The organism is Litoreibacter ascidiaceicola (assembly GCF_900129235.1).
GTDB lineage: Bacteria > Pseudomonadota > Alphaproteobacteria > Rhodobacterales > Rhodobacteraceae > Litoreibacter > Litoreibacter ascidiaceicola.
Genome location: NZ_FQUV01000005.1, coordinates 346,363 through 359,695, shown reverse-complemented (window position 1 = coordinate 359,695; position 13,333 = coordinate 346,363). Strand labels below are relative to the sequence as shown.

The following is a 13,333-nucleotide window of genomic DNA, read 5'->3' as shown; positions in this document are numbered from 1 at the left end:
TTTAGCCCCCCTGCATGTCAGCAAATCGACAGGCGTTCAGGACAACACCCAAGCAAGTGGTGTTTTCGGCGATTGTTCGTTCGGCGGCGTCAATCTCGGTGGTTGTTGATTGGTCCGCACGTGCGACCAATAGCGCGCAATCCGCCAGCGATAGAGCCGCAATTGCGTCATCCATCGGGTTTAAAGGGGCAAGGTCGAAGAGAATCAGATCAGGTGCAAAATCGCGCTCGATATGATCAAGGAGTGCTGCGGTTTTGACATGGGCAAGGCGCTCCGCTGCGTCGTCCAGTTTGGTGGCATTCAGACTGAGGCCGAGATTTTCGCCGACGCGCAGGCAGGTGCTGTCAAAGTTGCGCCGATGCCCGGTAAGAACAGAGAAGCGCGGACCGGATTCTTTGAGCCCGAAGAGGTGGATCAGACTCGGGTTTCTGAGGTTTAGGTCCAGAACCATGATGCGCAGGTCTTCTTGCCGCGCAAGGCTAAGCGCCAGATTGGCAACGATTGTGGAGCTGCCGCAACCAGACGTGGGGGAGGTAATTGCGACGCGTCGATGACCCGCCGCGCGCATATGGCTCAACATGCGGGTCCGAAGCCGGTCGTAGGGTGCCGATGCGTCGGTTGGCTGGGCGGTTAGAATATGATGCCGCTGCAAAGTGATCGGGTCCAGCGTCACCTCGTTCAACCGGCTCCAGCTTTTGAGCGGGTCGGCAAGCTCCGCGGATGCAGCAAGGGTGGCCTCTGGCGTACCTTGGGCGGTTCGCAAAATTTCGCCGGTGTTTGTGAGGTGTTCCATTGGTTGCTCCTATCCGAGGCTCGGCCCTAGATCAGGAAGGGTCGCAAACGGGGTTAATCCAAGGGCGTCATGCAGGTCGCGGGGACGGCGGAGACGCGCGTCGAACCTGATCCGAAGCGCGGCTACTCCGATCGCGAGAAGCAGCGCGGCCAGCCCGATGGTAGCCAGAAGCGCAACGCGCACCTTCGCCGGATTGCGTCCGGTTAGACTGGCGTCTTTTACGACCCTGAGGTTGATCCGGTTGGCTTCATTTGCGCGCATGGCGGCCTGTAGCCGGTCGTCGGTGGCTTCAACCCGCGCTTTCGCGCTTGAGACAGCCGCGTTGAGACGACCAGTTGTGACTTGATGATCCTTGCCCGCAACAATCTGCGCGTCGATGTCTTGAATCCGCTGTTTCACAACGCGCAAGTCTTGGCCGGTTTGCCCTGCCGGACTTTGCTTAATGGCCTGATCAATGCGGGTTTTGATGAGCCGCACTTTCGGATGAAGGTCGGAATAGAGGCCGCGTGCCGTGGCCAGTTCGCCGTATAATTTTGCAACCTCCGGGTTTTCGGGAGCGGATTTGGATTCTGCCGCCCGCAGCGTTGCGCGCAGGCGGGATTCTTGATCTTGAAGTTCCTCAATCCGCAGGTCTGGAGCTTGGTTTGAATGGGACCGCAGGTCGCCCTCCGCCGTCGTCAGACGCGCGGTCGCATCCCGCAGGCTTTCGCGGAGTTTGTTGACTTTGAGGTCGGTGGATTGCTGCTGAAATCCGTTGCTGAGTTCGATGGCGCGAAGCGACAGGGTTTGGACCAGTGCAACCGCAGCCGTGGCGTCGGGCATTGTGGATTGGATCGTCAGATAAGTTGGCTTGTCGCGTGACGATTCGATGTTTGCGTCGAAGGGCGCATCTGTCGAGAGCTGCGTCGCGCTGAAATCTGCCTTCAACGCATGCGCCACGACCTGAAGATGTTGCACCTCTTCGGGGGTTCGTTGCGCCTTTGATGTCCCGCCAAGACCGACGTTGCGTTCCAGCACGATACGCGCGGACGCGGTGTATTTGGGGGGGTTAGCCTCCAGAACAGACCAACCGGTTGCGGCGAGCAAAAGTGCTGAGACGATCCCAAGCGGCAAGCAGCGTATGATCTGCCAGCGCCAATATCCCCATTCGAACATGTGTACGTCCAATCCCGACGGTGCCGTAAATATCCTTCTCATTCAGACCTTTGAAAACTTAAGACATAATTAATTCATCTCAGTTCTTCTTTGACGAGTTCCACAGGTTTGCCGAACGGAACTGAAATAGTGCGAAGGAGAAGCGGCTTGATGGATGCCCGACTGACGACTGAATTTGATAAAGCGCGGGCGTTAGGTCCAAGAAAACCTGTTGCGGTCAAGACCCGTCCGGACAGTTACCGAGTGAGTTGGAAGCGGGTGCTGGATGTTGGCTTGGTGCTTTTGACTGCGCCAATTTCTGTACCCCTGATCATGCTTGGCATGATTCTGGCCAGACTGGATGGTGGCCCTGCGTTCTATACTCAGCCGCGCGTGGGATATGGTGGTCGTGTGTTCCGGATGTTCAAGCTTCGCACCATGCGCGTGAATGCGGAGCAGCATTTGAGCGAAATCCTGATGCGTGACCCGCAAGCCGCCGTCGAGTGGCAGCAGAGCCAGAAGCTGCGCCGTGACCCGCGCATTACGTTTGCGGGAAGGTTCCTTCGGAAAACGTCGCTGGACGAATTGCCCCAGCTTTGGAATGTGATCCTAGGAGAGATGTCGCTGGTCGGACCGCGTCCAATTCTGCAAGAGCAGGTGATCCTTTATCCCGGATCCGCATATTTCAGGTTGCGGCCCGGTCTTACCGGACCTTGGCAAGTCTTTGGCCGCAATGACGAGAGTTTCTACGCGCGCGCCAAATACGATGCGATGTACGAGCGCGAGATTGGCTTGGTCAGCGACCTTTCGTTGATTGGCCGCACCTTTGGCGTTGTGCTTTGGGGGACGGGACATTGACCCTGTGCCGCTGGTTTTTGTGTTTTGCACTGATGTTGGCGGGGCCGGTAGCAGCGAAATCCTATGTCTTGCAATCCGGCGACACGCTGCGGATTGAAGTTATCGAGGACAGCAGCCTGAACCGGAACGCGTTGGTGCTGCCGGACGGCACCATCGCCTTCCCGATGATCGGCCAAGTTGCGGCGGCGGGTCTGACGTTAAGCCAAGTGCGCGAAGCGCTGACGAGTGGCCTCGCCCCCAATTTTGCCCAGCGGCCAAGCCTGCATGTGGCGGTCGCATCGGTTGCGCATAAGAAAGCATCGACGCGGGCGATGTCTGCGCCGAAAGCGTCGGAAAACCTCATCACGGTGTTTGGCATGGGTGAATTGGGCAGGCCTGGTAAACTGCAGCTTCAGCAAGGATCGTCGTTGCTTCAGTTTCTGGCGCAGGCTGGCGGGACAACGCCCTATGCGGCCACAAAGCGCGTTCAAGTGCGGCGGGCTGCGAGCGCGGATGGCATTACCAGAACCTATCGTGTGAATGTGAAGAAGTTGATGCAGGGGGGCGGAACAAGCTTCCTTCTTGCCCCCGGCGATGTGGTGATCGTGCCGGAACGGAAGCTTTTTGAATGATCAGGTTGGGCCTGATTCTGGCTGTGGTGATATCCGTGCCAGCAATGGCGCAAGATGACGGCGGTTTGCGCGCTGATCTTACGATTGGTGTCGGGGCGGTGGTTGATGACGACATTGACCTGACCGGCATGCCAGCTTCCGCCCAGCACGGGGCCGCTTCTGTGCAATTCTTGATGTCTTCAAAAACCCGAACCGAGAAGGTTGAGCTGCGGTTTGACGGCGATGTCATTGGCCACGCTCACAAGCGTTTGGAAACCGAGCTGAAATATGCCCGTAAGACCAAATCCAGCCGGTTTGCGGTCAGTGTATTTGGGCAGAAGCTTCCGGTTGGGGCTGCTTATGCGATCGGTCGCAGCTTGGATGCATCTGAGGGGTTTGATCTTGCACCGAGTCAGTCAAAATCCCGGATTTTTGGCGGGGATATCGCGCTTGTTTCGGGAATTGGACGACCAATCGGGTTTGATCTGAGTTACGGGGTGAGACGCCGGAAGAGTTTTGGGCCATCGGCAACCACAAGCACGCGTCAGTTTGCAAGGATCGAAACGGTGTTCCGGTTTAGTGAACTGACCAAGGCGCGGCTTTATCTTGGTGGCGAGCAACTCAGGACTTCTGGGTCCACAGCCGTGTTGCAACGACAAAGGGCCGCGGGTGTGGGTGTGACACACAAGCTGTCAAAAGTTACCGAAATTGAGGCCGATATTGGATGGTCGACGGTCAGACAGGCCAATGCGCGTCCGTCGATTACGAATTCCGGTCTCGAGTGGCATTTGAAGATGACACGACGTCAACGCAACGGCTCGGTCTTTGCGATCGCATCATCAGAGCAGATCAAAGCTGGCCCGCTTCGGCGTTTGCAGTTTGGCTTGGTCAATTCCGCCTCGGACAGGTCGCTCAAGCTGACGGTTGGCGTTGCCAAGCCCGCCAATACATCCCCCGATCTTACGATGTCACTTGAGTTTGCTGTCGACATGGCATCGACGCAAATCAAGACCCTAGCGTCGCGGGATTTCATCGCATCGGATGAAACGGGTGAGAGCCGCATTGCGACCAAGCTGGCCGTTGGTTTGATGCGCAAGGTCGGCGCACGCGGCGCATTAGACGTCTCTGTCGGGTATTTCAAAACGAACCGGACAAGTGTGACGCCTGAGCGGTCTGCCGGGCATTTCAGGACATCCTATCACCACGCACTGCGACGGGATTGGGGTGTGGTTGCGGGAGTAGAACGGCGGGTTCGACGTGATGCGACGACGGGCCGTGTCGGCTCGAACTCCTTATTCGTCACGTTCGAGCGCAAATTTTCAGGAGGATTGTGAAGATGGTTCGAGTTCTGGCTGTTTCATCTGGCGGCGGACATTGGCAGCAAATGCGGTTGCTGTCGCATGCGCTGGGCGACGTGGAGATTGAATATGCGTGTAGCGCGCATGTGGGCGACCTAAAGGTTCATCGCTTGCCCGATTGCAATATGCGGACGCCGGTACAACTGGTTGCGGGCGTGTTGGCGGCGTGGCGGTTGGTACGCGATGTCAGGCCTGATGTCGTCATTTCGACGGGTGCAGCACCCGGGGCGCTGGCTTTGATCATCGCCAAACTTTTTGGCCACCGGACGATCTGGATCGACTCGATTGCCAATGCCGAACAGATGTCATTGTCTGGCAGGCTTACGCGGCGGTTTTCTGATCTTTGGATGACCCAGTGGGAAGGCGTGGCGGAGGAAACGGGCGCGATTTTCGCGGGCTCGGTGCTATGATTTTCGTAACTGTCGGCACGCAACTGCCGTTTCCGCGACTGATCAAATATATGGCGCGCTGGGCGCAATCGCATAGCGAGCGTGTGGTGCTTCAGACGGGGGATGGGAGTGGCTTCAACGGGTGTGAGGCGTACCGATCCCTGCCAAGTGATCAGTTCGGTACGTTTATGACTGAGGCTCGTGTGATCGTCTCTCATGCGGGAATAGGGTCTATTTTGGCAGCCAAAGCGTTAAATAAGCCCATTGTCGTGATACCCCGTCGGGCGAAGCTTTCAGAGCACCGGAACGATCATCAACTTGCCACGGCTGCCGCGCTGGAAGGGCGCGCCGGGCTGCGGGTTGCCTGGGAGCTAGACCAACTTCCGGCGTTTCTCGATGGCCCGATCGAGCCGCCAGAGATGGCTCTGCATCCACAGTTTAACCAGCTTGTGGAGCGGATAAGTACTTTCGTTGGTGCATGATTTCAGGGATCAAGTACTGATCTGATTTTCCGGCCCGCGGGGCGCCCGTGCAGGGCCCTGACAATGGCCGGAATGGGTGTGAACTGGCGGCGCAGGGCATGCTGCATGATTTTCCCCCAGCCGAACAGATATGCAATTGGCACGCGTAATGGGTGGTGCCGTGCCATGAACATTAAGCGCCCGCGGTGCTTGAAGTAGGCTGATATCGGGGATGGGCCGCGGCTGAGCGTTGGCGATCCGATCGAAGCGCCGGCGCTGTGATAAACAACGGCGTCTTTACAGATCACCAGTGGGAGCGCCCCACGCCGTTGGGCCCAATCAACTTCTTCGTAATAGAGGAAGTACTGCTCTGGCATGAGTCCGGCTTGTTCGATGAAACTGCGTGATGCGACCATGCTGGCGCCGGAAATGAAGTCCAGATCTGATTGATCGGGATGCGGTGTCGTGACGGCGTCCTTCCCGATGTTGATGTTTTGCGTCGCCCCCGTCCACCGGTTGATCCGGCCGCCGTCGATCTGAATCTGTGGCGGCTGGCCTTGATATGCAATGCGATGGCCTAGCAACGCGAACGGGAGCGGCGTGAGCGCCAAAGCGGCAGGGGTGTGCGACGGGACGGTGCAATCGGGGTTGAGAATCCAGAACCTGTCCAGCTGGGGGTCATCCAGCAGGCAGGATAGACCCAAATTTACCCCACCAGCGAAGCCCAGATTTTTCGAGGCCTGTATCACTGAAATTTCAAATTTAGTTTGCGCCGCCCAGTTGCGGACTACCTGCACGGTGGCATCGCGAGAGGCGTTGTCGACAAGGACAATCCTCAGGTCCACGGCCTTTGCCTGAGACAGGCTTTGCAGGCAATCGAGGATGTAGGCCGCCGAATTATAGGTGACGACGATACAACCAAGGGGGGTCGTCATGCTGGCACTGCGGCAAATCGGGTGAAGCGATTTGTCGCGCGTTTCGGGCTGGGTTTTTGGGTGACTTCAGCAGGGTTGATCAACCACAATCCAGCGCCGAACAGAAAGAATACGAATGAGAAAATCGACGTCCAGATATGTACTGTGCACAAGGTGAACGTCAGTCCGACAAAGCAAATAACCCAAGCTCTGCGGATGTCGGACAGATCGGAAGGCAACGGGGAAAGAAGGACTCTCGTGAAGCCAAGAATATATGCACAGGCGAAGATGGCAAAACCCGGAAGCCCGTATCGCATGCCGAGGACAAGCCAGAAATTGTCTATGCTTCCCGAGTGCATGAATTGGGGGCGGACCCAGTCGTTCAGGCCGATGCCAAAGAGCGGGTTTTGCCAGATGTTGAGCATGCCCCACTCGAATATTATGCCGCGCCAATATGCGTTATGGGCTGAGAAAGTTGCGTAGCTGAAGAAGACCCGCACTGGCGTTCGGTTGGAAATCAAGTCCACCGTCACGTAGGCAATGAGGGCAAGTATCGCCAAGAAAAGCCAGCGTTTGCCCCAACGCGGAAAGACGAGCGCCCAGATGATCAGGAAGCTCTGCAACAGGACCGATAGGAATGCGCCGCTGGAGAGGGCGAGGAAGCTGGCGGATATGCCTAGACCCAAGCCGATCACGCGCGCCCAAAAGGGCCATGATCCTGCCATTCCGACAAAGGTCAGCGCAGTGAGTGTTGAAGCGAACAGGCCATAATGGATGGGATGCGCAAAAAGAACCTGCGCGCGTTCTAGACCCAATCGTGGCTCTATCGAGAGCGGGGCGACGGACGTGACAGCGGGGAGAGCGTTGACCAACGCAATCAACGGCGGATGGCCCGTGATGCTTTCTGCGATGGCCAGCGGAAGGGACAGGAGCACGATTGCCGCCACCACCTTCACCGTGCCGCGGAACTGTTCGGGCGTGCGGATATAGCGTCGTGCGATCAGGAAACCGCCCAGCAGCTCCAGCGTCAACGCGCCGCTATTTTCAAGCGCATGCGTTGGGGAGGTTTGCGAGAATGCGATCAGGGACCAGCACGCAAAGAGCGCGAAGAGCAGGTCGGTCGACACGCCCTTCGCGGGAGGATTGCGGATGTAGCTGATCAGAACGGGAACGAACACAATGGCCAGAAATGTGCGCAAGCCGGTCATTTGGATCGGGCCAAGGGAATAGCGCACCGGAAGGGCGACAGCGACAAGATACAGGACGACCAGCGGGGACAGCTTTGCGTTTGGGAAGTTGAGGTTTGTGCGAGACATATGCGGGCTTACTTTTCAGGCACGCACAGGATGCGCCGGATTGGCTAACGGTTGGTTAACGCAAATCTTCCCCGCCGATTAACCAATGCTTCATAGATTTTTAGATAAATTGGAGCAGGTCCTTGAAACCCTGCCCCATCACGGGGCGATCGCGTGGACGGAGAGTTACATCGCATGGAAGACATTACTTGCGACGAGCCTCCCGCCCGGTCCTGTCAAAGCGCAGGCGCACCCTCTGAATACTCGGCTCAGGGCCCGACCCCCTTGCCAGCTAAGGCAAGGCGTCGGGGTCTGAACCGGGTTCTCGGGCTTCGTCGAATGCTGGTGGGGCTCAAGCGGGCGATAAACACGCGGCTGTTCGGCATGGACATTCACCCTAGCGCCGAGTTGTCGCTTTCGGCCCGTCTGGATCGCACCTTTCCGATCGGGGTCCATATTGGCGAGACCAGCTATTTAGCGTTCGAGGCGTGCATTTTGACCCATGACCGCACGCGCGGCGTCTATTTGCACACATGGATCGGCAAGGACTGTTTTGTCGGTGCGCGGTCCTTGATTTTACCCGGGGTACGTGTCGGCGATGGGGCGATTGTCGCGGCGGGGGCGATTGTTACGAAAGATGTGCCTGCGCGCTGTCTGGTTGCCGGAAATCCGGCGCGTATCATCAGGCGGGACATCCTGACAGGCCCTTACGGCCGGTTGCATGATGCAGACCTGCGAGAGGCAGAACTTGCGCAGGCGGGGCTCACCTAGAGGTGCGACCGCTGCCACCGCGCGCACGCAACACCCCCGCGGTCTGTGCTAATGGCGGAGCGAGCGCAGGCTGACTTTGCCTGTTTAACCACATGCACGAGACGCTTCGCACCCGTAAGGGAGGCGCTTTGCCGTGCCGCGTGGTATGGCCTCTTGCCCTTCCTGCCGCGAGGTGGACGCGCGGGAAAGGCTTCGGATGACGATACTTCTTGGACTGGCAATGGGGCAGACGCGTGTGCAGGACAGCACGCCGTTTGTTGCGCAGACGCAGATTACAATTAACCCGTTTTCGCGCGACCGGACGTTGTTTGACAGCGGCGCAGCGTTTGGACGCGACAGCGCCGAGATTCCCCTGAGTGGTACGGGGACTTCCGGTGAAACGGTGCAATTGAGGTTCGTGTGTGAGGACGGGACCAGCAGCAACTGGGTGGACACAGTGGTGATCCCCGCAACTGGTGACTGGGAGGCCACCGCAACGCATCCGCGGCGGGCAAACTGGATCAGGCCGGAAGTGCGCATCAAGTCCGAACCTGCCACTCGCGCCGTTGGGGCGAACCGTTTCGGGGTCGGGCATGTGGTGGCCCTTTGGGGGCAATCGGAGGTCGTCCGCATCCGCTCGTTGGCACATGATCAGATTGCAGCGGAACAGCTACTGGCGGATGACATGGTTCAGGCCATCTGGATGGACGGCGTTCCGGTGCTGAAGCATCTTACCGATGCAGACCCGCACACAGCGGCGTTGGCGGCGATGGCGAATGTGTTTCTGGAAGAGCGCCCTAATGACAAGGTTGCCATCGTGTTTCACGCGGTGTCCGGTACCGGCTTTCGCGAATTGGTTGATGACAGCAACGCGGGACGCAGTTGGCAGGACGACGCGGCGTTGCATGCCTTCGCGACGGCGGACGGCCAGCATGTCGGGCTGCCTGCCGTGTCGTGGTTCGCTTCGCCCGGTGCGCTGGCGGAACACTACGACGACGCGCTGTTCCCGTTGTTTACGGGCAAAAAGCTGGATGGCAGCGCAGTCACCTTCCCTGCGCAAATCACCTACGGTGCAAGTGGCAGCTACACTGCCGATCACTGGTTTGGAGAGCTGTACGATCCAGCGCATACCCGCTGGGTTCCGTTCGGCCCGCATCGGTTCGACATAAGCAAAGACATGCAAAGCGCGACCGTTACGGCGCTGGGTGCGATGCAAGACAACCTGAGCAACAAGCAGGCCGCGCGTTTGGCGTGGCGCGCAATGGTTGGCAATGCCAACGCCGGAACATGGTTTTTGCCGTTGGGGCCGGAGCCGTTGGCTTACCGGAACGGAGAGCCCGATGGCATGGGAAGCTGGGTGGATCAAAGTCACCCCACCGGTGATCACGACGATGGCGCGGCGCTGTATGCAAGATTGACAGCGCACGCGATTTTGCAGTCCAGCGGGCTTACCGGATGGAGCGTGCCGGAATTCGATATGTGCAGCTGGGAGCCGTCGGGCACCTATGTCGAGGTGTGGTCCAGCGCGGGACCGGTGACGACCCTGCGGGCTACGCGCAACGAGGTGGCGCTTGGCGCAGGTTTGGCGCATTGGACGGACGTTTTTGGCTGGCAGATCAACGGGTCACCTGCCTCGCGGGCGGAGCTGGTGCAGGGTCGCGTCCGGATTTATCCTGAAACGGGGTCCTTCAGCGCGACGGATGTGATCAGCTTTGGTGAAGGTGGTGCTACGGGTGCGGTGAAGTTTCCGGAAGACCTATATGCCGAAACCTATAAGAACTTACCGATCGTGGACGTTGGGGCCGCGCGGGTCGATGGCATAAGTGTGCGTCCTTTGCCCTCGGTTGCGATTTTGGCCAACACCTTGGTTGCGACTACACCCAGCTTCGTGACAGGCCCGAGCGGCCCGCACTTCAAGGACACGGTCACACTGGGGGCAGGTGTTGGTGAGATTCAATTTGCCTTAGATCTGGCGATGTCTGTGCCGTCATCGGGGTCTCGGACACTGATGACCACAACGGGCAATTACCTGAAGCTTGAGGTGCTGCCGAGCGGCAGTTTGCGCGTTCGCGTGCGTGATGCTGACGGCGCGGTAAAAGTGAATAATATTCAAACGGCGTCTGGGGTTATCTCCGATCTTGTCAGGTCCAAGATCGTGCTGTCGGTCGACATGAACAACGGTTTTGCACGCATTTGGGTGGATGAAGTTCAGGTGATGGACGAAGCGTTCACTCCCGGCTCCGGTGTGGTGCCGGACAACCGAATTCTATTGCTTCTTGCGACTGCGAACGGGTCTTATCAGGTTGAAGGAACGATCCATCAGCTGGATGTCTGGAAAAGCGCAAGCAGTGATGGCAGCGATCCGGTCGGTGCAGGTTACAAGACTCTGGTCGGTCCACCCGCAGCCGTGAACGCAGACGCGTGGAAGTTGGGAGCTGATGCGATCTAGGGGTAGGCCGACAAGTCCAATTGCCCACCGGTGATCTGGTTCAGCCGTTGGTTGCTGCCGGTGAACATCCCGTTGAAATGCGCCTTCACATAAGCATCGACGGGGCGGGCGGTCAGGAGCGGGTGCGCAAACCCCGCCCCTGCCGCGAGGGCGCGATGCATCCAGCCCGGTTCCCGTGACAAGGCAATCGCGGGGGACGGGTTGAGCGTGGATTTTCGCGCATGGTTGATCCTTCGCAGCAACGGCGCGACGGCTTGTGGCAGCGACGCGGACACGCGATTACCAGCGGCTTTACCGAGCGTCGGGATAGGGTGACCCAGAACTGCGGAAAGCTGTGAAAGTACTTGGTCGGGTGCCTTTGCCAGATGTTCGTAAGTCATGACGTGAACTGTGCTAAACAGGCTCTGATATAGTGCAATCAGCCGGTCATAGCAAAAATGTGACGGTTCGAACCCCGGATATCCGTACCCACCGGACCCCGCAAAAAACGCCTGATGGCTCAGGGTTCCACCGCGTTGCAAATACTGCATGTAGACCGAAGGCAGCATCGTCTCCTGCGACCTGACGGTGACCAGAATGCGCGCATCCGGAGCAATATCGTGAAGCCGCCGCGCGATTGCAGCACTTTGTTTGCCGCCGTAGAACGGATGACCAGACAGGGTCTCGGACGACACGATGGGACAGGTGTTTGGGGGCTTCGATTGCTGTTGGATTTGAAGAGAGTCCCGCGCGGGTTTGGGGTCGAAATCTAGATCATGGGGCTTGATGATCAGGCGGTCGACATCACCGTGATCCAGCAGGGAAGCGAAGCCCATCTGTGGTGTGAACACGCGCCGCTGCAACCAAGTTGTGGCGGTCTTGTGATACCCGATATGAATTACCAAGCTCATGCCGTGCTGCGGATTCTTAGAGGCGATGGACCAACTGCATAGAGGGTCCATCCTATGACGCATGTGAGGGTCGCCAGACTTAGCTGATCTGACAGGATCAGCCCTGCGATGACCGACGCGACCAAAATGTCCCGTGTTGGAAAGGGCGTGGTGTGGGCAAGCAGAATGCCTATGCCCACACCTGTTATTTCAGACAGGATTGCGACACGGATCAGTGTTTCAATGCCCCCGCCCCAGCCGAATGACAGCCAGATAATTGGCAGTGCCAGCAGTCTGGGAAGGTTTGCGATTGCCGGCAAATGGGTCCTGCCAGAAGCCAAAGCCGCGGTGGCCAGTGCTGACTTGGGCAGGCGAAGGGCAGCCAAGCAAGCTAGCAACGGTATGACCGAGATCAGCCCGGCAAAACCAGCGCCAAGGAAAGGTACGAGCAAGGGTGCCAGACTTGCTACGGCGATCAAATATGACCCCCCCAGAAGCGTCGATAGACCCAACACCGGACTGCGATCTTGGCGCAGCTTGGGCAAGTAATACGCTTGGAAGCTGCGCGCGAGGATCAGGGCTGGCGTTAAGGTGAGGGCGAAGCCCATGGCCAGCAATCCCATTTCTGCCAAACCCAATCCTGCCCCTGCAACGAGCTTTTCCCCATGCAGGACCGCGAATAGCAAAATGCCGTTGCCCATCAGAGGCAGGCCGTATCGTAAGACCTGTCTGACTTGGCTTGATTGAAGGCACACCCGATACGGCCGACGAGATATCAGGTGGGAGACCGCGACGCTGGCGCAGGCCTGCACCAAGAGGAGGGACAGCATGATCTGCGGCCCCGTCTGCCATGCGGAAACGGGCCAGATGGCTGCGACGGAAAGCGTCGCGGGTATCGCCAGAACCAAACTGTGTGGCAGGTGTTTCCGGTGGCGCTGTGCGCGGTACGGGTCAAGATGTGTGAAGCCAAGAACCAACGGCACAATTGCCGCCCATCGTAGCAGAGAGGCTACCTCTGGCGCGCCCAACAGGTTGGCAAGTGGCGCTGCGCAGAACAGCACCATGACTGCACCCAACAGGCCACGCGCGATCTGAATGGAATGGAGCACGCCCTGAAATTTGCGGCTGGCGCCCTTTTTGTGGCTCACGATCAACTGCGGCAAGCCCAGTGTGGTCCCCATTTCCGCTGCTGCCGCGAGGAGAACCAACGCTACCGCAAGGCCGTAGTCTTGTGGCCCCAGAAGCCGGGCGATCAGAAGGTTACGGGCCAAAGTCGAGAGCGATGCGAGGCCATGGCCTGAGAGCAAGGTTATGATGCGGATCAAGTGGGAGCTCCGGTCTGGGTTTACGGCCCATTAACCACTCTGTTGTTTAACGGTAGGTAAATGCGTTTCTGAAATCATGAAAGCTGGCCCGACTTGCCCCACGATATCTCAAAAGTTCTGAATGGCGGCCTGTGCGCCGGATGTGGCG

At 58.4% G+C, this 13,333-nt stretch carries 13 protein-coding genes; 7 read left to right on the top strand and 6 right to left on the bottom strand.

The genetic code is table 11. The features are described 5' to 3' along the window. Position 1: 1 nt before the first annotated feature. A complete protein-coding gene (locus BUB72_RS12780) occupies positions 2-793 on the bottom strand; it encodes a CpsD/CapB family tyrosine-protein kinase (RefSeq protein ID WP_073144339.1) in 792 nt (263 codons plus the stop codon). A 9-nt stretch (positions 794-802) separates the two neighbouring features. Further along, complete coding sequence (locus BUB72_RS12775; RefSeq protein WP_073144338.1) at positions 803-1,948, bottom strand: GumC domain-containing protein; 1,146 nt, start codon at positions 1,946-1,948, stop codon at positions 803-805. 150 nt (positions 1,949-2,098) lie between these two features. On the opposite strand from BUB72_RS12775, the gene BUB72_RS12770 reads away from it, so the two are divergent. Genes BUB72_RS12770 through BUB72_RS12750 form a run of 5 tightly spaced genes read left to right on the top strand, consistent with a single transcriptional unit; the run spans position 2,099 to position 5,604 of the window. Further along, a complete protein-coding gene (locus BUB72_RS12770; protein ID WP_083588657.1) occupies positions 2,099-2,785 on the top strand; it encodes a sugar transferase in 687 nt (228 codons plus the stop codon). A 17-nt stretch (positions 2,786-2,802) separates the two neighbouring features. Beyond that, positions 2,803-3,396 (top strand): polysaccharide biosynthesis/export family protein, encoded by a 594-nt coding sequence (locus BUB72_RS12765; RefSeq protein ID WP_217653856.1) that lies wholly within the window; start codon positions 2,803-2,805, stop codon positions 3,394-3,396. Then, the gene (locus tag BUB72_RS12760) at positions 3,393-4,709 is read left to right on the top strand and encodes a hypothetical protein (protein ID WP_073144336.1); all 1,317 of its coding nucleotides are present in this window, start codon (positions 3,393-3,395) and stop codon (positions 4,707-4,709) included. Before BUB72_RS12765 ends, BUB72_RS12760 begins: the two co-directional genes overlap by 4 nt. 2 nt (positions 4,710-4,711) lie before the next feature. After that, positions 4,712-5,143 carry a glycosyltransferase family protein gene (locus tag BUB72_RS12755; protein WP_073144334.1) on the top strand — a complete coding sequence of 144 codons (432 nt, stop codon included), beginning with the start codon at positions 4,712-4,714 and terminating at the stop codon, positions 5,141-5,143. Next, positions 5,140-5,604 carry a glycosyltransferase gene (locus BUB72_RS12750; RefSeq protein WP_073144332.1) on the top strand — a complete coding sequence of 155 codons (465 nt, stop codon included), beginning with the start codon at positions 5,140-5,142 and terminating at the stop codon, positions 5,602-5,604. Before BUB72_RS12755 ends, BUB72_RS12750 begins: the two co-directional genes overlap by 4 nt. Before the next feature lie 2 nt (positions 5,605-5,606). Here the strand turns inward: BUB72_RS12750 and BUB72_RS12745 are convergent, their stop codons facing one another. Together BUB72_RS12745 and BUB72_RS12740 are read right to left on the bottom strand one after the other, a co-directional pair. After that, complete coding sequence (locus BUB72_RS12745) at positions 5,607-6,518, bottom strand: glycosyltransferase family 2 protein (protein WP_073144330.1); 912 nt, start codon at positions 6,516-6,518, stop codon at positions 5,607-5,609. Beyond that, entirely contained in the window at positions 6,515-7,813 is a 1,299-nt protein-coding gene (locus tag BUB72_RS12740) for an O-antigen ligase family protein (RefSeq protein WP_073144328.1), read from the bottom strand. Before BUB72_RS12740 ends, BUB72_RS12745 begins: the two co-directional genes overlap by 4 nt. Before the next feature lie 318 nt (positions 7,814-8,131). Here BUB72_RS12740 and BUB72_RS12735 point away from each other — a divergent pair, with 318 nt between their 5' ends. Next, entirely contained in the window at positions 8,132-8,563 is a 432-nt protein-coding gene (locus tag BUB72_RS12735) for an acyltransferase (protein ID WP_073144326.1), read from the top strand. Positions 8,564-8,759: 196 nt separating this feature from the next. Next, positions 8,760-10,991 carry a hypothetical protein gene (locus tag BUB72_RS12730; protein WP_139250674.1) on the top strand — a complete coding sequence of 744 codons (2,232 nt, stop codon included), beginning with the start codon at positions 8,760-8,762 and terminating at the stop codon, positions 10,989-10,991. On the opposite strand, the gene BUB72_RS12725 is transcribed toward BUB72_RS12730, so the two are convergent. Both BUB72_RS12725 and BUB72_RS12720 read right to left on the bottom strand, forming a co-directional pair. Further along, complete coding sequence (locus BUB72_RS12725; RefSeq protein WP_073144322.1) at positions 10,988-11,881, bottom strand: hypothetical protein; 894 nt, start codon at positions 11,879-11,881, stop codon at positions 10,988-10,990. The genes BUB72_RS12730 and BUB72_RS12725 overlap by 4 nt on opposite strands. Continuing rightward, positions 11,878-13,185, bottom strand: a complete 1,308-nt coding sequence (locus tag BUB72_RS12720) for an oligosaccharide flippase family protein (protein ID WP_073144319.1) — start codon at positions 13,183-13,185, stop codon at positions 11,878-11,880. The genes BUB72_RS12725 and BUB72_RS12720 overlap by 4 nt, the downstream gene beginning before the upstream one ends. Between the last annotated feature and the right edge of the window lie 148 nt (positions 13,186-13,333).